Source organism: Bdellovibrio bacteriovorus, assembly GCF_041888015.1.
In the GTDB taxonomy this organism is placed as follows: Bacteria; Bdellovibrionota; Bdellovibrionia; order Bdellovibrionales; family Bdellovibrionaceae; genus Bdellovibrio.
In genome coordinates this window covers 1,796,139-1,816,780 of sequence record NZ_CP168968.1, presented here as the reverse complement: position 1 = coordinate 1,816,780, position 20,642 = coordinate 1,796,139, and the positions used below count along the sequence as shown (strand labels likewise).

The window sequence follows — 20,642 nt, the reverse complement described above, 5'->3', positions numbered from 1 at the left end:
GCGACAAGGGCTCTAAACCGAAATAAATTGCCTCCATTCCAAAGAAGGAGTTTTTTTATGTTCGCAGTGAATCATGTTGTTCAGTCTCTGGGCCAAAAGTATCTGAAGACCTACGGTCAAAGAATGACCGTCACGCATCAAGACCTTCTCACTAAGCAAGAGAAGAATTTCGCCAGCCTTAAACGTGGCCTTGCTGGCACCCGCCTTTATAAGGACCTGCGCCTTTCCCACATCCAATCCTATGAAGAGTTCGTAAATCATGTACCTGTATATGGATACGACGAATACGCTCCTTATGTGGACATGATTGCAGCGGGTCACAATGACATCCTTTTCAAAGACAAAGTGGAATACTTCGGCCTGTCCTCCGGGACTTCCGGCAAAGACTCCAAGCGCGTTCCTTATAATGAGCGCATGATTCGCATGTTCGTCAAATCTCAGAAACGCGTTGCGAGTAAACTGAGCACGCTGGAGCCTGAGATCAATTTCCTGAAAGTCGGCCGTTTGACTTTCGGTTCAGATCCTTATCTGTACTCTCAAAACGGCTTTAAATTTGGTTACATTTCCGGGATTCTGAGCACCCGTGTTCCAAAGGCTTTGGCTAAAAACACCTTCCCTTGCCGGGAGGTATTAGCGATTTCCAACTGGGACAAAAAGATTGAAATGCTGGTTTCCGAATCCATCCAGCAGGACATTCAAGTGGTGAGCGGAATCCCAACTTATATTATCAGTATCTTTGAGGCGGTTTTGCAGAAGACCGGTAAAAAGACCATCAACGAAATCTGGCCTAATTTGAAGGTTTTCGTCTATGCCGCGACTCCGATCAAACAATACAAGGAACGTATTGACCGCCTGGTGGGTCACGAACTGAACTATTACGGTTTGTATGCTGCCACCGAGGCTGCCATTGGTCTGCCTTATGAAAAATATCAAAATGGCCGTCAAAGATATTTCCTGAATCCGGATCTGCTTTATTCCTTCACTCCGGTGGAAGGACCTAAAAAGAATTTGGGCCTGCACGAAATTGAAATGGGCATTCCTTATTATATCAACATTGGCACCCCGAACGGCATGATTCATTATTCCATGAAAGACGTGATCAGCTTTGAGCTTCACAATGACGATCTGGTCTTCGAATTCGTGGGCCGTAAAAGCACAGGAATGAATCTGGCAGCGGAAAAAGTCAGCGATGACGAGATCCTGGACTGCTATCTGAATGCTAAAAATGCCACCAATGTGGATCTAAGACACTTCTTCCTGTCGCCACAAATGAAAGATGGAAAAGCCTCCTACCTTTGGACTTTATTCGTCCCGGCAAAAACGGATGTGAATCCAGAAGTTCTTGCTGCGGCTTTGGACAAAGAAATGCAAAAACAGAATGGCGATTATCATGATTGTCGCGAAGTGGGAGTTTTGGGTCCTGCTCAAGTTCATCTGATGAACGCTGATTACCTGCAAAAATATTTCGAAAAAAATCGCAGCCGTGGTCAGTTCAAAATGAAAACCACTTTTGAAACAGCTGAAGAATACCTGAATTTCATGAGCCTTCATTTGGAACAAACTGGGACTGTTCAATGATTCTTTGGATGATCACCGTCGGGTTTCTTTCAGCCTTTGCCCTTGGACCTGCCAGCTTCAGCATCATTCGCAGCCTGGTGTCCCGTCGCCAATGGCCGTGGTCGTCGATTGCAGGCTTTCTGGTGGGCGATCTGACCTACATTGTGCTCGCGATGGCCTTATTGCAAAGCCCGCTGTTTCATGAATCCTGGCTGAAGAATCTGCTGACAGCCCTGACCGCGACAGTTTTGCTGCTGTATTCGGTGAAGGTTCTTTTAAGTAAGCCGAACCCGCAAAACCTGGAAGTTCCAGCCCAGGGGTTCAGCAAAAGTCTGCTGCTGACTTTAAGCAACTTTCATCTGGTTTTGATCTATGCCGGTCTGTTCGTGCAACTGACCGAAGAAAAAAGCGCCGCCCTGTGGATGGGTGTCGGCGTCTATATTCTAACTTTTGTTTTGAGCTTCCTGGGGCTTTTGTGGGGGCTAAAACAGCTTCACGGTCCTTTAAAGAAATTCCTGCGAAAAATTGAAATTGTCGCAGCTTGTGGTTTCTTGGGATTTTCGATTTATCTTTCTCTGGAGATTTTATGAAAAAGATCGCTCTTCTTCTGGCCTTTTTCCTTCCCGCAGGGGCTTTTGCTGATTGCGTATTAAAGAATGAACTCAAAGGTCAAAAACACTTCATCTGTCAGGCTCCGGGAACAAGAAAGTCTGTGCATGTTCTGGATCTGCAGGGTGGCTTTGCTGAAACCGCTTATTATCACGGCTACTTTCTGAGAAAGGAAATTGAATCCGGAGTCCTTAAAGGAGTCCAGGTTCGCACCGAAAGAGCTTTTTCAGAGCTGGATCAATCCAGCCGTGAAAAGATCGAGTTGATCAGAAAGTGTGTGATCAACAACTACCGCTCCAGCGTTTCTGATGAATTTAAAGATGGTTTAAAAAATCTGTACCGTGGCCTTCAGGCCGCCGGCAGCCCCGTGGACTGGAAGCATTTTGAAGAAAGCAATTACATGGTGGAGTTTTCCATCTTTGCTGATTCCATGCAGCGCCAGCTTGACGAAAACCCGCGCAAAGGCGCTTTAAAAGTCTTTGCCTCTTGTGCGCCCTATTTTATTGGCAACACCCTTGCAAAACCGTTTAAAAAACTGGCGCAAGGACTTCGTTCCATCAAAATGGGCTGCACAGGGATTAGTGCATCTGCGAACAGCTCCAGGGATGGAGCTCTTATTCACGGTCGCAACTTCGACACCGGGCTTTTGGGTTTCTATGAGCCTGAACAGGTGATCGTGATCAATCGCCAGAAAAACGGAATGACTTCGGTGGGGATTGGCTCTGCCGGCCTTCATTATGCCGGTGGCATCAGTGGCTTCAACAACTATGGCCTTTCTGTCAGTCTGCACGAATTGCAAACCGAAGGCACTCGTATCAGCTATGACGGCGGCTCTTCCGATATCGCCCCTTACCTTCTGCATTCTGTCCTGATGAAAGCCCGCACACTGAATGAAGCCATTGCCATGATTCAGACGCGCAAAGGATTTGGTGCCTGGACTTTCTTTATTTCTGACTCCAAGACCGATGAATCCGCTTCCATTGAACTTAGCGGTGACACCGTTGTTGTTGCCCGTCGCACTCAGAAGAAGTTCCTAGGTCAGAGCAATCACTTCCTGGGTGGCAAGACCAGCGAGGAAGGTTATGAGTACAGCCTAAACAAAACACTGGAAACCCGCGCCCGTCTTGCTCACGTCGAACGCACTTTAGGTGAAGATTTTGGCCAGATCGATGCCCAATGGGTTATCAACCGTCTCAGTGGCCACACGGATGAACTTGTGGGTCCGCGCAGCTTCGGTCGCACCACGACCAAGCTTTATACCGCAGCCACTCACGTGATGCTGCCAGGGCGTCAGGAATGGTGGATGAGTGTCGCTGAAACCTATCCTACCAATCGCTCCCACTTTGTCGGCTTCCGTCTTTTAGGACCGGACCAGCAAGCCCCTGTGCAAATTCTAGGGACCACCAAAGCCTGGGAAGATCCGACGAAACCGGCTTGGTATGATTCCATGAAATATTATGTTCAAGCTTACTTGAGCAACGAACAGGATCATAAAACTATCTCTGGCATTGATCGCACTTTGGGACTTTTGGAAACAGCTTCCCTGACGGCGACTCAAAGCGATGTGTATGAATTCCCGTATGAGTTTATGTGGGCTCGTATCAAAGTTCTGCGTGCAGCCAAAAACATTCTGTCCGGACAGCGTGACGCTGCCTTTCAGGATCTTTCCGAAGCCCAGGAAAAACTTTCTGAGATTGCCGGACGCCTGGGTGACAGCTTGCATCCTTACGAAGCTTTCCAACTGGATCTGTGGAGATTCCGGGCGGAAACCTTGAAGCCGCAAGCTCGTCAGTCTCGTGCGACCCAGCAGCTTTACCGCAGCGAAGCCCGCATGCTTCTGACTGCCTTGATTCAAAAATATCCGCGTCAAAGTGAACTTTACGATTTACAGTGGAGCTTGGGCGAAGAGGCACAATTATACATTGTCCTTGATGCCGAGATCCGCCTGGGAACAGTAGAATAATCTAAGGCTGGATATGCGCAGCCTCGGTCAGGACCCGATCGAGGCTGCCATCTTTTTTCATCGCCTCAATGGTTTTTGAAAAAATCTCGGCCAGTTTTCGTCCCTCTTCACTGTCCTGAAAGGCGTAGAAAACGACTTGTTCAGACAGGGGCTGGGTTTTATCAAAATCAATATTGCGTTCACCACTGAGTTGCAGAGCCTTCAATCCGGATCTTTCTTCGACCACAAAGGCATCTATCAAACCCTGACCCAACTTGTGCATGTTCTGAATATCATCAGAAGCATATTCAAATTTTATTTTTTTATTCGTGATCAGATCTTTTCCATAGGGATAACGGAAAGTCAGACCCACCCTTTTTCCTTCCAGATCCTTGATACTGCGTAAAGGGGATGACTTGCGATAAAAGGCATAATCCACCTTACGATAGAACGGAGTGGATTTCGCGGAAGACTTGGGCACATAGACATCCAAAGCCGGAAAAATTCCATCCACTTTGCCATTACTGAACTCCAGCAGTGTTTTTCCGGTTGGCAGTACCACAATATCTACCGTGCGACTGTTACGCTTGGCGATCTCGCGGGTTAAGGAAATGAACAGCCCTTTTTCCGGGCTTTCCACCATCAGGGGAATTGTGAACGTGGCCAGCACCAAGGGTTTTGCAAAAACCAGGACAGGAAAAAGCAACATAGCAGCAACGTTCCGAATTAAAGACATAACTAAGTAAAGATTTATTGATGATTTTTAGCAAGGTCTTTAAGTCAGGACTTCGTTACAATTTTTAGATGTTCTTCAAGCCCAGTGTTGAGTTTCTCTTTCCTTGAAAGCCCTCCCGCAAAATCACCTCAAAGCCTTGCTCTTTCAGGGCTCTCTTCAAAGTCCCTTTGCAGGCATAAGTTGACAACAAGCTGCTTTCAAAAGTGCCGGTTTTCAGAATGCGATTCAGAAATTCCTCCTCCCACAAATACGGGGAAGTTTTAGAGCTGAAGGCATCATAAAGAATGCAGTGGTATTTTGATGGCAAGACCACGTCTGCGTTCAAAGCGGATTGAATGTCAGACACATTTTTAAAATGCTTTCTTAAGAAAGACTTTAGCATCCCAGGCGATAGTTCAGTTCCACGAATCACATGCTCCAGGACCTGATCATAGGTTGTCCAAATTTCCTCATGAAGAGATTCTTTTTGGTCCCCCAGCCAGCCAAAGAAGAATTCGCGCAATTCCGGCACACTTTCATAGCTGGTGATCAGTCCAACCTCTTCAGGCTCTTTTCCGGCCAGCAGCGCTTCACGGGCAATTACCAGCTCAATGTAACCCAATCCCAAACCCACCACCAAAAAGTGAGGCTTATAAATCTTTTCACAGACGGACTTGATGGGTTCGCCATAAATCATCAACGTCTCAGAACAAGCTCCTCCTGAGTGATGCATGGATTCTCCGCGATCCTTAGTTGCATCTACCGACTGCAACAGACGCAGACTGGGACTTCCGTCGCCCGTAATTTCAATTTCAAATCCAATATCGACCCATGACTTCATTTGATTGACTTCCCGCAGAAGAAAACTGTAAAAGTGCCTATGGAAAAAGGCTGGTTAGGGCTTCCCTATCATACTATCAGTGAGCACTACAATAAACTCTTTGGCGAAAAGGTTTATAAGGTGCCGGTGTCTGTCGTGGACGACTGCCCAAACCGCCGTGGCTTAAAAGGCATGCAGACCTGCGTTTTTTGTGACGTTTGGGGCTCTGCCGCCAACGCAGAAAGCCTTTCCATGGAACTGCGCACGCAGATCGAAAAGTACCACGCCCATATCAGCAAGAAGTACAACGCCAAAGCTTTCCTGATTTACTTCCAGGCTTATACCAATACTTTCACTAAAGTATCCGCTCTTCGTAACAACTTTGATGTGGCGCTGTCTTATCCCTGGGTCAAAGGCTTTACGGTGGGCACCCGCCCGGATTGCCTGTCCAAGTCGGTTTTGGATCTATGGCAGGAGTATCACGAAAAATCTTTTGTCGCCGTCGAACTGGGCGTGCAGAGTTTCTTCAATGACCAGCTGGAATTCATGCGCCGCGGGCATTCTGCGGAAGACTCCATCGCGGCCATTCACAAAATTGCGGAAAGCACGAAAGTGGATCTGGGCATTCATCTGATCTTCGGAAGCCCCACGGAAACTGATGAACAGATTATTGAAACCGCAAAGATCTGCAACGACCTGCCGATCACCAACGTGAAATTGCACAACCTGCATGTTCTGAAAAGCACTCCTCTGGAGGAGATGTATCACAAGGGCGAATTCTCTCCGATCGACAGGGAGACCTACACTCGTCGTGTAGAGCTGTTCCTGCAGCACCTTTCCCCGCGCCTGGCTTTGCACCGCCTGGCCGCTTATTCATCGCGCTGGGATGAATTGGTCGCACCAGAGTGGACGAAGAACAAAATGGGCACACACCAACACATTATTGATGTTTTGCGCAGCCACGGCGCCTATCAATCCCAGAACTTTCACGCTTCGAACGAAACTGAGGTCGCTTTGCAAAAGCGTTTGTTCGAAAAATCGCAACGATCAGACGCAGTTCGTGCTTAGTTTCCGCGCAATTTAAGATTCTGTAAGATCAGTACAGGAAAATTTCAGCTTTATTACCCCAAAACATGGGTTTTAAGCCTGGACTAAAGTTTTACGACGTAGAATTACATCCTCTTGCTAGTTTTGAGTGCAGACAGATTGAGTCAAGGGGAAGTGTTTTTCTGCTTATTTGATGGGCAACGTCACAGAAAAATCGGCGTTATTTTTAAAAATGTGCTTGAAACCTTCCCGAAAGAATTACAAGATCGGAATTGAGAGAGATACCCGGCATATGGATATGTCACCAATTAGAGACCACTAGATATAGTGGCAAGCCGAAAGGCGAACTAAGGGGGATTCAAGGGAAACAGCTAAGGATTAGCAACTTCGTTCTCACTAAATTACCACACAACTTATATATGCACTAACCAGACCTAAGTCTTTGCGAGGGGTGAAGATCTTGGGGCGGGATTTTTTTGCCCAAACGGAACTGGGCAGAGGGGATACAGCCATGTTGGAAACAACAGCTCACATCATGAGAGTTAAAAAGCGCGATGGCACACTGGAGCCAGTGGACGTAACGAAAATCGTTGAGCGCGTAACCAAGAATTGCCAAGGATTGACTCAGGTGGATCCTTTGCGTGTTGCCACCAAGGCCATCAGCGGTCTTTACGATGGCGCTTCCACCAAAGAATTGGATAATCTTTGTATCCAGACAGCGTCTTTGCTGATCGGTGAAGAGCCAGAGTATTCCCGCCTGGCGGCTCGCCTTCTTTCCACCTATATTGACGAAGAAGTTCGTTCTCAGAAGATTCAATCTTTCGCAGACTCTGTAAGCTTCGGCTTCCAGGCAGGTCTTCTTGCTGAGAGCACTTATAAATTCGTTGAAGCCAACAAAGCAGCTCTTTGCGCGGCAATCGAGCCATACAGAACAGACCGTTTCGAATACTTCGGTTTGAGAACTGTTTATGATCGTTACCTTTTGAAAAACCCAACTTCACGTCAGGTGTTTGAGACTCCTCAATACTTCTTCATGCGTGTGGCTTGCGGTCTGGCACAGTCCGTGGAAGAAGCAGTTGAGTTCTACCGTTTGATCTCCTCTCACGACTACATGCCGTCCACCCCGACTTTGTTCAACTCCGGAACTATGCGTCCGCAGATGTCTTCTTGCTATCTTTTGGATTCTCCAAGCGATGACTTGACTGCCATCTATCAGAAATACACGGACATCGCCCTTCTGTCCAAATTCGCCGGCGGTATCGGTGTGGCTTACTCCCGCGTTCGCTCCCGTGGTTCTTTGATCAAAGGAACAAACGGTCACTCTAACGGTATCATTCCTTGGTTGAAAACAATGGACTCTTCCGTTGCAGCTGTAAACCAAGGTGGAAAACGTAAAGGTGCTGCCTGCGTTTATCTTGAAACATGGCACGGGGACATCGAAGAGTTTCTTGAACTTCGCGACAACACGGGTGACGAAGCCAAACGCGCGCACAATCTGAACCTGGCAAACTGGGTTCCAGACTTGTTCATGAAACGTGTTGAAGCTGATGCCATGTGGTCTTTGTTCGACCCGAAAGTAGTTCCTCACTTCGTGGACACTTACGGTGAAGAGTTCGAAAAAGCCTTCGCTGAAGCCGAAGAAAAGAAACTTTATATCAAACAAATCAAAGCTCGCGATCTGTACAGCCGTATGATGAAAACATTGGCTCAGACTGGTAACGGCTGGATGACTTTCAAAGACCATGCGAACTTGAAAGCCAATCAGACTGGCGAAGCTGGAAATGTGATCCACCTTTCCAACCTGTGCACAGAGATCCTTGAAGTGACCTCTGACAAAGAAACTGCGGTGTGCAACCTGGGTTCTGTGAACCTGTCTCGCCACGTGGAAAACGGTCAGTTCAACTTCGAAAAACTGGCTCGCTCTGTTCGCACAGCTGTGAAATACCTGGACCGCGTTGTTGATATCAACTTCTACCCGATCACAACAGCTCAGGACTCCAACCACAAATGGCGTCCAGTTGGCTTGGGCGTAATGGGTCTTCAGGATGCTTTGTTCCTTATGAAGCTTCCGTTTGACTCTGCAGCGGCTCGTGATCTTTCTGCTAGAATCCAGGAAGAGATCTATTACAATGCATTGGTTACTTCCTGTGAATTGGCTGAGCAACTGGGCCCTCACGGCGCTTACGAGCAGACCAAAGCAGCTAAAGGTTTGTTGCAATACGACCTTTGGGGCGTGACACCTTCTCAACCAGAGCGTTTTGAGAAGTTGAAAGAGAAAATCAAAAAGCACGGCTTGAGAAACTCTTTGATGATCGCGATTGCTCCAACAGCAACTATCGCTTCCATCGTGGGTTGCTACGAAGCGATCGAGCCACAAGTATCCAACTTGTTCAAACGTGAAACACTTTCTGGTGAGTTCATGCAGATCAACAAGTACCTAGTGAGTGACTTGAAAGCGATGGGTATCTGGACTGAAGACGTTCGTAACGAAATCAAACTTCAGGACGGTTCCATCCAGGACGTGGCTATGATTCCTCCACAAATCAAGGAATTGTACCGCACTGTCTGGGAAATCCCGATGAAGTCTTTGGTTGATATGGCTGCAGACCGTGGCGCTTACATCGACCAAGCTCAATCTTTGAACTTGTTCATGGAAAGCCCGACTATCGGTAAAGTTTCTTCTATGTACATGTATGCATGGAAAAAAGGTGTGAAGACGACTTATTACCTTCGCTCTCGTCCTGCGACTAAAATCGCAAAAACGACTGTGAAAGCTTCCAGCAACTCTGTAAATCCAACTGCTTCTGAAAGCATGATGGATGCAGCTCCTGCTCAGGAAGCCAAGAAGTCTTACTCTGACGCTGAAGTGATCGCATGCTCCCTGGAAAACCCAGAAGCCTGCGAAGCTTGTCAGTAGCGGCTCGCCCGCGGAGTGCTGAGGGGGATTGAGCCCCCGAAGCTGAATCAGCGGCGGTAGCCGCGGAGAGAGGTCCGCGAAAGCGGGCCTCTGAACCAGCGCTTTTAAGCGCGTACTTTTTTTTGGAGATTTTTATGATTCTAAATCCTGGTTTTGACCTTACTTTACGTCCGATGAAATACCCTGTTTTCTACGAAATGTACAAAAACGGGATCAAAAACACATGGACTGTGGATGAAGTTGATTTCTCTACAGACCTTGTGGACCTGCACTCCAAAATGACTGAATCAGAAAAACATCTGATCCGTCGTTTGGTGGCTTTCTTTGCAACAGGTGACTCTATCGTGGGTAACAACCTGGTGTTGAACCTTTACAAGCACGTGAACTCTCCAGAGGGCCGCATGTACTTGTCCCGTCAACTTTACGAAGAGGCTTTGCACGTTCAGTTCTATCTGACACTTTTGGATAACTACATTCCAAATCCAGATGAGCGCGCCGAAGCTTTCGCTGCGGTTGAAAACATCCCTTCCATTAAAAAGAAAGCGGACTTCTGCTACAAATGGATTGATTCCATCAACGAACTGCATGAGCTGAAAACGATCGAAGATCGTCGTCGCTTCCTGATGAATTTGATCTGCTTCGCAACTTGCGTTGAAGGTTTGTTCTTCTATGCAGCGTTTGCATACGTTTACTTCCTGCGCTCCAAAGGTCTTTTGGCTGGTTTGGCGTCTGGCACCAACTGGGTCTTCCGTGATGAATCCATGCACATGGCTTTCGCGATCGAAGTTGTTAAAACAGCTCGTAAAGAAGAACCAGAATTGTTCAACCATCAAATGGAAGACATGGTTGTACAAATGCTTGAAGACGCTATCGAATGCGAGATGGAATTTGCTCACGACGTGCTAAACCTGGGTGTTGCTGGTTTGTCTGCTAAAGACATGAGACAATATCTTGAGTACTGCGCTGATCAACGCCTTGAAAGCTTGAACATTGCTCCACGCTACAACGTGAAAAATCCGTTCATCTTCATGGAACTTCAGGACATGCAAGAACTTGCAAACTTCTTCGAAAGACGCGTTTCCGCCTACCAAACAGGCGTATCTGGCGCCGTTGCCTTCGACGAAGCGTTTTAATCGAGTTGCGTGAAAAGCAACATTCTTTGGATATTCTTTTTTCTAATCTGCATGGGGGTGGGATTTCTACACGGAGTCCTGCCCCAAGGCATTTCTAGAGCCTACTTTGTCAGTCCACGCAAAGTTCAGGTTTTGACCACTGACGAAATTCTATTTCCCGAAAGTCTGCGCCAGGAGCTGGAAGAGGAACTTCATGTTCGCTTCTCTGTGACCGTGACTCGTGACTGGGAATCCATGCTGGCCAATGTGGTTGCCAGCCCTTCTGCCGATTTGATCTTCTTACCCTCTTATTGGGCCAACACCTTGGCACACCAAAACCTTCTGACCAACACCGCCGGAGCCCGTGGCGAACTGTTACAACGAGTGTCTTCGGATTTTGTAAAAAGCAAAAACCCCGAGGATTTTTACTTCCTGCCTTTTTACTGGATCAAGACTGGAATCGACACCCCTCTGGATGAAACCTTCATGGATTTCCTGAAAAACAAAAAGGAAAGTTTTTTGTTTTTGCTGGCTGATGAGGACTTGTTACTAAAGCATTTCCAGGTCTGGAAGGATCAAGGAATCTGGGAGCAAGTGGCGCAAAAAAGAATTTTGACTTTGCAACTTGATCAACTGTCCAAAACCAGTGACGAAGGTGCGGTAGAAACACCATTGAATCGCGAGTTCAAAGAAGGATCTCATCCTTTTTTAAGTGCTCTTTTGATCTGGGGGGCTGCAATCCCGGCCAACTCCACCCAAAAAGAACTGGCGTCGGAGATTCTGGATACACTGACCTCCACCGAGCATCAGGAAAAAAGCTTACTGAAAACCCCGTTCAATTCAGCTTTTTCCACAGTCACTGCCAAAGAGATCCCTTTGCACCGTCGGGCGGAGTTTATCCGCGATTTGAAATTGAAGGACACCCTGATCCTGGAAACCAAAGACCAGGAAGCGCCTCTTAAGCTTAAAAACGATTTTAACTTTATTCTTTAGCGCCCGGAAACGAGCGCCTTCTGCTTTTAATTCAGAAATTCAAAAGACTGGATTTTGCTTCCGATCATCAGATCGAAACTGCCCCATTCAGGTTTATAAAGCATCTGCTCACCATAAACCGCTTCCGCGGTTTTGAAAGTCACAACATTCACTGCGCCACTTTCATCGCGAGTCAGGCCTTTCATTTGACCTTTGACGATGATGCCGGACTCATACTGAATCTCAACCATCTGATTTTCGCGAATTTGCGAGAATTCAGACTTAACGATACCATCAGCCGTCATCTGCTTGATGGCTCCGATCGGTGAAGAGTATCCTTGAGAATGCACGGAAACTCCCTGGCCAGGAAGCTCCTGAGACGCGCGATCCAACAGACGAGCTGCTCCCGAGAACTGCACAAAGATAGGTGCACCGTCTTTGCTATAGATCACTTTGGAAAGAGCCCCATCAACACCCGCCATGTCTGTTTGCAGGCGCACCAAGGAGCCGGACTCCACTGCTCTATTCAGAACTGAGACCTGAGACTTATCCAGCTTATAGGTCATAGGGAACCAATCTTCCCATTTAGTAATGTGCACCGGTTCTTTACGCAAAAGCTGCTGTTCTAAAGGCAGTCTTTCCTGCCAGAACTTTGTCAGGATCTCTTGAGTTTTACGAGTGTTCGCAAACCAGTTTTTAAATCCAATTTCCTGACCCGCATTGCGCTTATGGAACAAGAAAGCGTAATAAACCGCCATGCCATCCTTGTGGTGACTCAGGAACATACTTGGAACCAAAGGCACACCCACATCATGATGCGTGTAGAAGTGATAGTGCTCAACCGAGGCTTTAAGCTCTGGATCCGTGATGGAGTTTTTCAACTTCAGGAAATCCGCCTGCCACTGCTGACTTAACAAAGCCATGGTTTCCTCTTGCTTTGCGGTCATGTTGTTGGCCTTGCGATAAGAGGTCATTTTCATAAAACGATCCGCCTCGTGGCGAACATCATGCATCCAGAACAAACCGCCTGGTCGATTAAATCCGTCCGCTGGAACCGGTGTATTGGTCGCACCCAGGAAATGGATCTTGTGAGGCAAAACATGCATAAACGCGGAAGAGCCCAAGGCATGTGTCGAAGGAATGATAACAAAGTCCAGTGTGTCCAGTCTTTCAAAGGATTCACGGAAGGGAACCTCGGCCACACGGAATTCATGGGCGATTTTACCACTGCGGACTTGAATGATCGGACTTTCCTTTGCTTTGTACAGATTCAGTTCAGCATCAATATTAAGACGACGATACCCGTGCATCGACATATCGATGTACTTGGCAACCTGATAGTAAGTGCTTAAGTCTTTAAATTGGAAAATACCGCGAATACGAGAGTAGTAATACAAAGTATAGACCGTATCACGATACGGATAGTGATTGGATTCAATCATCACATCCAAATCTCTTTGCAATTTATGAATGTATGAAAGAGTTTTGGAAAGTGTTTCCACCTTGCTGGACCGACGACCCAAAAAAGTATGCGCCAGACGGTTGCGGAAGGTGTCTTTGCTGGAACGAAGATCTACGGCGACTTCCTGACGGAACGCCTCCAGGTCAGCCCGGATGTCTTTCATCGTTGTGGCCGCCTCGGGGAAGTCAAACAGACGAGGGTCCTCGGGGGTAATGCGCTTCTGCGCCTCGAAACGTTGTTTCATGGTTTGAACAAAAGCTTCCGGATCTTTAAAGATATACTCCAACTGAGGATAACGTTTTGCCAGCACTTCATTTCTGGCTTTGTAGTTTGTCTCCAGCTGCTCGCGCAGAGTCTGAGCTTTCTCCTTGCTATTGACAAGTTTTACGACTTCGCGCTTTGCTTCCTGAGCCTGTGTCTCAATCTGAAACACAGCTCCGCACTGCCCGGCCTCTGCCTGAGAGATCGAGGGGATTGCCGCTGCAATCAAAAGAGCCGTTAAGGGGCCGGACCACTTCATATTGTTAAGGAAGCGTTTAGTTTCTTTCATAGTTTATAAATGTTTCAATTAGGATGCCTACATTAAGATAAATAGGCTCTCTAATGACCCTGAAGGCCGACAAAAAATTAAACAGCCCGCCAAAATCGTCACTGGGGCTTTTCATCGCTTGGGACACGGATATTGACCTGCCTCTCAGAACAAAGGATATTAGGCTCATGAAAACCCGCACAGACCTTCTTGCTGAACAACCCTTTTCACTCAGCCTGTCCTCGGGATTCTTTGGCTATTTCGCCCATGTTGGCTTTGCCCTGGCGCTTGAAGACAAAGGATTGAAGCCCGCCTCACTTAGCGGCAGCAGCGCCGGTGCCCTGGTTGCAGCTGGATTGGCCAGCGGCCGCTCCGCCTCGGAATTAAAAGAAATTTTTTTAAGCATTAGAAAAAGTGACTTCTGGGATCCGGCTTGGGGCTGGGGTTTTTTAAAAGGCCAAAAAATTGAAGAGCTTCTGGGGCAATACTGTGTCAGCAACTTTACTGACACTCATATTCCACTTCATATCTCGGCCTTTAATATCAACAAACAAAAAACCAAGGTGTTTACAAGCGGACTTATCGCTCCCGCTTGCCGGGCTTCTGCGGCGGTGCCGGTGCTCTTTCACCCGGTTCAGATTGAGGGTGAGTACTTCTGGGACGGTGGCATTCGCGATCGTGCCGGAGTCCAGGGCGTGCAATCAAGCTCACTGACACCGGTCATTCACTACCTGCATGCTCAAGGCCTTGTCAGTCGTATTGAAGACAAGTACTTCTATGCGAAGCTTCACAAGAATCCTTTCTTCTTCAAAAGACCCAGCCCTCACAAAATGGGACCGGAAAGTTTGGACAAGGGAAAAGATGTTCTGGAACTTTTCCATCGCCAAACACAGCAATGGCTGGAAGAAAAAATCTAGTTCATTATAAACTTGGAAAGAATTTTTTTGAAAGTCTGCATAGAAAGCCCTTCGGACAAACCATCAAAACCGTGGGTGCCTTTGCTGAATCTTAAATAACTGACCGGGACCTTCAGTTCATGAAGCGTGCTATACAGTAAATCACTCTGCTGGATATTCACAACGGGATCGTTGCTGCCATGAACAAGCAAAGTTCGGGGCATTTTGGCTGTGCAGATTTGCACAGGGCTCATCGCGGCTTTTAGATTTTCTTTTCCCAAAAACAGATTCCGAATCCAGCTTTTGGTTTTTAGAATATCCGTGTCAGTGGCCGCTTCTTCCAGCGAAGGAAAATCTGTCACCGGATAAAGAGCCACCACCGCCTGCACTTGCTCCGGAAACTTTGCCGCCAGCATCAAAGCCAAGTGGCCTCCGGCAGAACGTCCATAGAGCAGGAACTTTTGTTCCGGCCCATAGGCCGTACAAATTCTTTTAAAGGTCTCCTCCACAGATGCCATAATCTCTGGCAACAGGTATTCAGGATGCTTTTTGTAATTTACCGAAAGCATTTCGTAGTCGTGATACTTTAGAACATCCGCCAGATACGTCAACTGATCGGCCTTCCCGTGAATCCAGGCACCGCCGTGAATGTGGATACAGACCCTTCCTATGGAAGATGGAAAGAACTTAAGGTGACTCAGATCCTCTGCAGGCAGCCGATAAGACTCCCCCTTTGGGGATATCCGAAAAGGCCAGATGCCATCAAACACCTGATTCAACTTTTGCATTCTCGAAAACGCGGGCAAAGAAATATCGCCAGAATAAAAATGATAAGACCGAGATTGGATATAATAAAACGCCGCCCCCATAAACCAGACGGCATAAGGATCTATGAACTCCAGCACGATCGCCAAAAGAACCGTTGCAAATCCCCACTCTGTGGCAAGGATCTGCGCATACCAAAGCCATCCCCAACGAATGGCCTTCGCCGGGGCAAAAAGGAGGAAACACCAACACAGGGCTATAATATGAACTACAGGACAAATACTTTCGAACATGCTCTTATCTCAATACTTAATGGTATTTTGGAGTAAGGCACTTTGTCTAAGTTAAAAATATCGATTTGTGTTTTGCCGCGATGGGAATTAAATGAGTTCTCGGCCTGAAGGCGGTTTCTTTCAATCCATTCATCAGGGCGACTGCGATCAATAGCTGTTTCCGGTACACGTTCAATGGACTCCATCATCACTCGAGCTGGGGTCGCGTCCGCCGAGGTCAGGTGCTCAATGATATTCGTCTTCATACGAACAAGATACACAGACACCCCCTGCTGGGACAGTTGATGAGCCATCTTACGAGCGATCACAAAAGCGCCCTCTTTAACCGTCATCGGCATTTGTCCGCCTGTATAAGGAAGCATTCCCTCAGGATAAACCGCCAGACTGACACGGTTATGGGATTTCTCCAGAATGTTCTTCGAAAGAATATCCAGACTTTCCTGCACCGGGTTGGATTTAGGATCATTATCCACAACAAAGACCACGTCACCGGCGGTCACTGGCGGCGGAATCGGATAAACGGACTTTCTGGTCATCGTCACATGATGATCACTGCCCAAAGCCAAAGACACCTTGCGGGCCAGAGCGATATCCATCAAAGGCTGATCGTGGTTTCCGATAAGAATGAAAACTGATTTTTCATTGGGACGGAAAGATTTTTTCATTTCCTCAACCCCAACAAGTTCATACTGCTTTGAGCGAATGAAATTTCCTTCATCCAGGGAATCCATCAGGCCCGAAAGCGATTTTCGAGTGCAGAATCCGACAAGAAGTTTACAGACTGAAGAGGCCACCTTTTGACCGGACTGAAATACCTGATTCAAGCCCATTCCCGGCGGAACAGAGATGGATTTTCCGCTCTGCAGATCCAGAGAAATCGCGTCCATTTTACGCATTAAGGACAAGAGCTTCTGTTCCGCATTTTTCGGAGAGACCTCACTGAGGAAATCATGCAGCAGTACCAACTGACGATGAATCGCAATAGACAGATTCGATTCGTGATACACCAGGGCTTTGCGATCTTCCTTCGTTGCCGTTTTCGAGACAAAACTTTTTTCATAAAGATCCTTCAGCCTATCCACCTCGCCCCAAAGGGCTTTTTGCTGAAGCTTAAGGGAGTGACTGAGCTGTCCTCGTACTTCGGGGGAAATCTTCTGTGCTTCCTGGACATAGCTTTCAAAGGATGTGATTTGATGTTCAGTCAGCCGGGCGAACTGATTCATCTTTTCAAAATACTCAGGAGCTTCTGCATAAGCAGGAGAAACTATAAAGACAACAAAACCCATCAGGACCAAAAGAATCTGTTTCATACCACTAAGAAATGCAATCCCGAGGCCAAGAAAGCGACTGTCTCAGTATGAGATTATTATCACCACATCAAGCCAAAAGAGACCTTAAAGAGGGATGGCCTTAAGAAGCTGTATAACGATTGGAATGGGGGCGTATTTTGTCGTGCAATCGATATGATATCGACTACTTGCTCAGGGTGAAGAAAGGAGCACCCAGAGCAGTGTTTATCACGACGTTATTATCAGCATCACGCGCTTGCAGAATAACCTGCAAATTATGACTGGCTGGCGAAGCCAATGAAGTAATATTCACCATGATATTAAATCTTCCGTTCCTGCAAGTCCCGTAACCCGACCCAAGCGGAGTGTTCGGATGAAGATCCGTCACTGGCAAAGGATTACTGCCGTTCAAAACGATGATGGCATGCGATGGATAGGTGGACACGTAACAGTCACCCGTGATTTCAGCCTTGGTATCAGCACTTGTCATATTCAATGTGGGAGCAGACATCTTCAAAGTCAGTTCATCGGATTTGGGATCTTTATTGATATTATGTGTGCTGGATTCATCCCGTCTGTCGGTCAAAAGAGAATCTCCCTGGATCGGCTGACAAGCCGTCACCAGTAAACAAAGACCGGAAAGTCCTGCTAAATATCGCAACGAAGATCTCATAAATCCCTCACTCCACTAGGATACCTATCCTCATCGGCAAACTAAACCATTGGCATAACCCCTATCTCATATAGAGACAGGGATCTGTTCATTTTTAGGGAAGAGTCTGTTTTGAAATGAGACTTAGGCCGCCTGAGTCGCCTTTGGACGATGAAGAACCGCGCGAGCTTTTGCCAAGACCGCCTCGAGCAACTGCGGATCCAGGAAGAGGAAGTAAGTTGAGACCATCACTGTCGCAAACGGCATCAAGCCCATAAAGATCCCGATACCAGCATGGAAGGACAACCCCAACAACAAACACAAGTAACGGGTGCGGTGCCAAACCACCATCGCCGGGAAATAGATTTCAAACAGGATCGTCACATAACCGATCACCGGAATCACCCACGGGAAGTGGCGCAGGAATGAAAAGTCCATAGTGGTCATCTGCGGATTTGCCAAAACGCTCCAAAGAGCGGTCCCATCCCACCAGCTTCCACCCTTTAGCTTTTCCCATCCTGTATAGGCATAAATCACACTGATCTGAACCTGCATCATGCGAATCATCGCCGAACTTAATACATCCGACTGATGGAACTGCGTTTTCCCCAGAAGCACATTTTTAAGACTTAGCCGTTCGCAGGACTGTGTGAAAGACATATAGAACAGGAACAAGGCGCCGATAATATCAGCCCCAAAATTCACAGCGTAGTTTCTCTGCAGGAAGCCCGCATTGATGATCCAGGTGATCCACATCAGCCAGCGTCCACCAATCCCCAGTGTCAGCAAAGCCAGAAAAACCACCAGCACCAGATTCATGGCAAAATTTATGGAGTCCGGCCAGAACATCCACATAAACAGCGGACGACCCAGCTCTGGCATGACTTCCAAAGCACGAACACGAGGAATCCAACTGGAGTCTGTATAAAACTCCAGATTGTAGAATCGCGTAATATTCATATACAGCAAGGTTCCGCACAGCATGATACGCATGTACGCCAGCCCCAGAAGACTTTGCGGAGCAAACCAGAATTCATCCCATTGAGCCCAGAGTTTTTTCATCATAAGCTCTCCTCGTCCATTCCGCCCTGACAAGAAACGGTTTCACGCACGGACTGAACTTCTTTGGAAAGATCCTTCACACTCTCATCCTGAAAGCGCACAGCCTGATCCAGAAACGGAATGGTCTCAATCACATGCTCCATAGCAATGGAAGCTGCTCCCGGATACTGGCGACACAGCCAAGGCCCCATGAGCAGGCGCAATCTTTTGGCATCCAAAACCATATAGCGCATCAAAGCCCATTCACGTTTATGGGTGATATTAGGGACATTGCGCTTGTCATTCTGAACAGGGAAAAAACCTTCCACAGGCTCGCGCTCTTCGGATGAACTCTCGCCTTCTTGGATCTCAGCTTCGGGGTAATAAACGGTGTATTTCAGATACATCGGATGCGCGGGCTCTGGAGAAAAGAAATTCCAACCCGCGTTCAAACCGACAGTGTTGGCATAAGGGGTCACCACGTTCGCGGTGACCCGCCCAAAGTAGGCTCCTACATTGGGCATAACCAACATCACAAAGATATTATAGACAATCCACAAGCTCAAAAGAGCTTTAAACAGAAGCTTCACCTTCTTCATCAATATCGTCCGCCTCGCCTAGGAAAGGCAACTCCTCGTCTTCATCAGAAGATTCATCGTCAGAGTCAGCGAACAATTGGTCGTCTGAAGCTTCATCCTGATCTTCGTCACTCTCAAATGCTACGATAGCGTCTTCCAGTTCGGAATCATCCCCACCGGTGGATTCCATATCTTCAGAAGCTTCCATAGCTGTCTCTTCAGATCCTTCTGCAGAGATCTCTTCACCAGCGCCACCCTCTTCCATGGAAGCCATTGGCTTCTTAGCGAAGGCCGCCGCTTTCTTTTCAGCGGCCAAAGCCACCAAACTTGTTCCTGCTGCCAAAGCCTCATCGTACTTGGTCAGCCAGTTTTGATCACGAGTGGACACAGGTTCACCGAAGGCCAAAGCATCACGAATGTTCTGAGCACGTTCCTGATCCCGTTTTTCCGCCTGACGGCGTTTTTCTTCCTCGAAGAAGTTGCTGGTTGTTGCAATATCTTCAAGTTGTTCTTGAATCTTCATCAACTCTTCTTCTCCTTGAGAGTAAGAGCCAATAAAGGTCTCGGACAAAGAATCCGTGATCATCGCCAAAGTTGGTTTTTCTTCAGCTTGTTGTTCGTCGATACCTTCAGGCAGCAACTCGTCGATCTGAGACAAGGTCGGAAGTTCTTTCAAGCTTCTTAGGCCGAAGATTTCAAGGAACTTCTTAGTGGTTCCGTATTGCATAGGACGACCTGGCAATTCAGACTTACCCTCGAAGCAAACCAGATTCTTTTCCATCAGAGCGCGCAACAAGTGTCCGGACTCAACGCCACGGATTTCATCAACCTCCACTTTAACTGTAGGTTGTTTGTAAGCCACGATAGAAAGAACTTCAAAAGCTGGACCAGAAAGCTTGAATTGACGAGCTTTCAAAGTGCGCTTCAGGAATTCCATATTGTCGATTTTAGTACGCAACTGGTAGCCACCCGGCACTTCTTCCAAAGTAACACCACGACGGCCGCCTGCGTATTCCACAGCCAATTGATCCAAAGCTCTACGGATCTTATCGCCACGGATATTAGTGCCTTTGAAAAGCAATTTCAGGGAGGCCAGACTTACCGGACGATCAGAGGCGAAAAGAACGCTTTCCACGATGCTTTCAAGGCGTTCCTCCTCAACGAATTCCACTTCTTCGATTTCAGCAGAATCAAAGCCATCAAGCTCTGTGCCATCCACGGAAACTTCGTCTTCGGAAGTTGCTTCCATTTCAACCACTTCATCATCGCTCACTTCCGGAAGGAAACCTTCAGACTCTTCTTCCTCTTGCAGGAACAAAGAGGCTTCAGTATCCACGTCGCCAGCAGCAAGCTCGTCAGAAGATGCTTCCGCATCCACCATTTCAGAATCTTCAGAGTGATTTACTTCATCGTTCAACAATTCGTCTTTTTCTTCAGACATGGTCC

At 47.4% G+C, this 20,642-nt stretch carries 17 protein-coding genes; 8 read left to right on the top strand and 9 right to left on the bottom strand.

The window, feature by feature from the left end; genetic code table 11:
• Positions 1-57: 57 nt before the first annotated feature.
• The 3 genes from ACES2G_RS08800 to ACES2G_RS08790 are packed head-to-tail and all read left to right on the top strand — an operon-like array spanning position 58 to position 4,129.
• Complete coding sequence (locus tag ACES2G_RS08800; RefSeq protein WP_347356432.1) at positions 58-1,578, top strand: GH3 auxin-responsive promoter family protein; 1,521 nt, start codon at positions 58-60, stop codon at positions 1,576-1,578.
• Positions 1,575-2,147, top strand: a complete 573-nt coding sequence (locus ACES2G_RS08795; protein ID WP_347356434.1) for a LysE family transporter — start codon at positions 1,575-1,577, stop codon at positions 2,145-2,147. Before ACES2G_RS08800 ends, ACES2G_RS08795 begins: the two co-directional genes overlap by 4 nt.
• Positions 2,144-4,129: a C45 family autoproteolytic acyltransferase/hydolase gene (locus ACES2G_RS08790; RefSeq protein ID WP_374001838.1), complete on the top strand. Its 1,986-nt coding sequence runs from the start codon at positions 2,144-2,146 to the stop codon at positions 4,127-4,129. Before ACES2G_RS08795 ends, ACES2G_RS08790 begins: the two co-directional genes overlap by 4 nt.
• 1 nt (position 4,130) lies before the next feature.
• Here the strand turns inward: ACES2G_RS08790 and ACES2G_RS08785 are convergent, their stop codons facing one another.
• Both ACES2G_RS08785 and ACES2G_RS08780 read right to left on the bottom strand, forming a co-directional pair.
• On the bottom strand, positions 4,131-4,817 hold the full coding sequence (locus ACES2G_RS08785; protein WP_347356437.1) for a transporter substrate-binding domain-containing protein: 687 nt from the start codon (positions 4,815-4,817) through the stop codon (positions 4,131-4,133).
• 91 nt (positions 4,818-4,908) lie between these two features.
• Positions 4,909-5,664, bottom strand: coding sequence for an MnmC family methyltransferase (locus tag ACES2G_RS08780; RefSeq protein WP_347356439.1), 756 nt, complete (start codon positions 5,662-5,664; stop codon positions 4,909-4,911).
• Positions 5,665-5,703: 39 nt separating this feature from the next.
• Here ACES2G_RS08780 and ACES2G_RS08775 point away from each other — a divergent pair, with 39 nt between their 5' ends.
• The 4 genes from ACES2G_RS08775 (at position 5,704) to ACES2G_RS08760 (ending at position 11,712) form a co-directional block, all read left to right on the top strand.
• Positions 5,704-6,711 (top strand): TIGR01212 family radical SAM protein, encoded by a 1,008-nt coding sequence (locus ACES2G_RS08775; RefSeq protein ID WP_347356441.1) that lies wholly within the window; start codon positions 5,704-5,706, stop codon positions 6,709-6,711.
• Positions 6,712-7,201: 490 nt separating this feature from the next.
• Positions 7,202-9,607, top strand: coding sequence for a ribonucleoside-diphosphate reductase subunit alpha (locus tag ACES2G_RS08770; RefSeq protein WP_374001837.1), 2,406 nt, complete (start codon positions 7,202-7,204; stop codon positions 9,605-9,607).
• 134 nt (positions 9,608-9,741) lie between these two features.
• On the top strand, positions 9,742-10,740 hold the full coding sequence (locus ACES2G_RS08765; RefSeq protein ID WP_374001836.1) for a ribonucleotide-diphosphate reductase subunit beta: 999 nt from the start codon (positions 9,742-9,744) through the stop codon (positions 10,738-10,740).
• A gap of 51 nt (positions 10,741-10,791) precedes the next feature.
• Entirely contained in the window at positions 10,792-11,712 is a 921-nt protein-coding gene (locus ACES2G_RS08760; RefSeq protein WP_347356448.1) for a hypothetical protein, read from the top strand.
• Between the two features lie 26 nt (positions 11,713-11,738).
• On the opposite strand, the gene ACES2G_RS08755 is transcribed toward ACES2G_RS08760, so the two are convergent.
• Positions 11,739-13,703: a hypothetical protein gene (locus ACES2G_RS08755; protein ID WP_374001835.1), complete on the bottom strand. Its 1,965-nt coding sequence runs from the start codon at positions 13,701-13,703 to the stop codon at positions 11,739-11,741.
• 167 nt (positions 13,704-13,870) lie between these two features.
• On the opposite strand from ACES2G_RS08755, the gene ACES2G_RS08750 reads away from it, so the two are divergent.
• Positions 13,871-14,599, top strand: a complete 729-nt coding sequence (locus ACES2G_RS08750; protein WP_374001834.1) for a patatin-like phospholipase family protein — start codon at positions 13,871-13,873, stop codon at positions 14,597-14,599.
• Here ACES2G_RS08750 and ACES2G_RS08745 read toward each other — a convergent pair.
• The 6 genes from ACES2G_RS08745 to scpB all read right to left on the bottom strand — a co-directional run bounded on the left by ACES2G_RS08745 (position 14,596) and on the right by scpB (position 20,637).
• Positions 14,596-15,636: an alpha/beta hydrolase gene (locus ACES2G_RS08745; protein WP_374001833.1), complete on the bottom strand. Its 1,041-nt coding sequence runs from the start codon at positions 15,634-15,636 to the stop codon at positions 14,596-14,598. The two genes, ACES2G_RS08750 and ACES2G_RS08745, sit on opposite strands and share 4 nt — an antisense overlap.
• Positions 15,612-16,946, bottom strand: a complete 1,335-nt coding sequence (locus tag ACES2G_RS08740) for a hypothetical protein (RefSeq protein WP_374001832.1) — start codon at positions 16,944-16,946, stop codon at positions 15,612-15,614. Before ACES2G_RS08740 ends, ACES2G_RS08745 begins: the two co-directional genes overlap by 25 nt.
• A gap of 163 nt (positions 16,947-17,109) precedes the next feature.
• A complete protein-coding gene (locus ACES2G_RS08735; RefSeq protein ID WP_347357079.1) occupies positions 17,110-17,598 on the bottom strand; it encodes a hypothetical protein in 489 nt (162 codons plus the stop codon).
• Positions 17,599-17,721: 123 nt separating this feature from the next.
• Positions 17,722-18,642 carry an HTTM domain-containing protein gene (locus tag ACES2G_RS08730; RefSeq protein WP_347357081.1) on the bottom strand — a complete coding sequence of 307 codons (921 nt, stop codon included), beginning with the start codon at positions 18,640-18,642 and terminating at the stop codon, positions 17,722-17,724.
• Positions 18,639-19,217 (bottom strand): hypothetical protein, encoded by a 579-nt coding sequence (locus tag ACES2G_RS08725; RefSeq protein ID WP_347357083.1) that lies wholly within the window; start codon positions 19,215-19,217, stop codon positions 18,639-18,641. Before ACES2G_RS08725 ends, ACES2G_RS08730 begins: the two co-directional genes overlap by 4 nt.
• Entirely contained in the window at positions 19,192-20,637 is a 1,446-nt protein-coding gene (gene scpB, locus ACES2G_RS08720; protein ID WP_374001831.1) for an SMC-Scp complex subunit ScpB, read from the bottom strand. Before scpB ends, ACES2G_RS08725 begins: the two co-directional genes overlap by 26 nt.
• Between the last annotated feature and the right edge of the window lie 5 nt (positions 20,638-20,642).

Bases quoted from the DNA above. Each gene is read 5' to 3' on its own strand.
- ACES2G_RS08800 (WP_347356432.1), top strand. From the start codon at position 58: ATGTTCGCAGTGAATCATGTTGTTCAGTCTCTGGGCCAAAAGTATCTG.
- ACES2G_RS08795 (WP_347356434.1), top strand. From the start codon at position 1,575: ATGATTCTTTGGATGATCACCGTCGGGTTTCTTTCAGCCTTTGCCCTT.
- ACES2G_RS08790 (WP_374001838.1), top strand. From the start codon at position 2,144: ATGAAAAAGATCGCTCTTCTTCTGGCCTTTTTCCTTCCCGCAGGGGCT.
- ACES2G_RS08785 (WP_347356437.1), bottom strand. From the start codon at position 4,817: ATGTTGCTTTTTCCTGTCCTGGTTTTTGCAAAACCCTTGGTGCTGGCC.
- ACES2G_RS08780 (WP_347356439.1), bottom strand. From the start codon at position 5,664: ATGAAGTCATGGGTCGATATTGGATTTGAAATTGAAATTACGGGCGAC.
- ACES2G_RS08775 (WP_347356441.1), top strand. From the start codon at position 5,704: ATGGAAAAAGGCTGGTTAGGGCTTCCCTATCATACTATCAGTGAGCAC.
- ACES2G_RS08770 (WP_374001837.1), top strand. From the start codon at position 7,202: ATGTTGGAAACAACAGCTCACATCATGAGAGTTAAAAAGCGCGATGGC.
- ACES2G_RS08765 (WP_374001836.1), top strand. From the start codon at position 9,742: ATGATTCTAAATCCTGGTTTTGACCTTACTTTACGTCCGATGAAATAC.
- ACES2G_RS08760 (WP_347356448.1), top strand. From the start codon at position 10,792: ATGGGGGTGGGATTTCTACACGGAGTCCTGCCCCAAGGCATTTCTAGA.
- ACES2G_RS08755 (WP_374001835.1), bottom strand. From the start codon at position 13,703: ATGAAAGAAACTAAACGCTTCCTTAACAATATGAAGTGGTCCGGCCCC.
- ACES2G_RS08750 (WP_374001834.1), top strand. From the start codon at position 13,871: ATGAAAACCCGCACAGACCTTCTTGCTGAACAACCCTTTTCACTCAGC.
- ACES2G_RS08745 (WP_374001833.1), bottom strand. From the start codon at position 15,636: ATGTTCGAAAGTATTTGTCCTGTAGTTCATATTATAGCCCTGTGTTGG.
- ACES2G_RS08740 (WP_374001832.1), bottom strand. From the start codon at position 16,946: ATGAAACAGATTCTTTTGGTCCTGATGGGTTTTGTTGTCTTTATAGTT.
- ACES2G_RS08735 (WP_347357079.1), bottom strand. From the start codon at position 17,598: ATGAGATCTTCGTTGCGATATTTAGCAGGACTTTCCGGTCTTTGTTTA.
- ACES2G_RS08730 (WP_347357081.1), bottom strand. From the start codon at position 18,642: ATGATGAAAAAACTCTGGGCTCAATGGGATGAATTCTGGTTTGCTCCG.
- ACES2G_RS08725 (WP_347357083.1), bottom strand. From the start codon at position 19,217: ATGAAGAAGGTGAAGCTTCTGTTTAAAGCTCTTTTGAGCTTGTGGATT.
- scpB (WP_374001831.1), bottom strand. From the start codon at position 20,637: ATGTCTGAAGAAAAAGACGAATTGTTGAACGATGAAGTAAATCACTCT.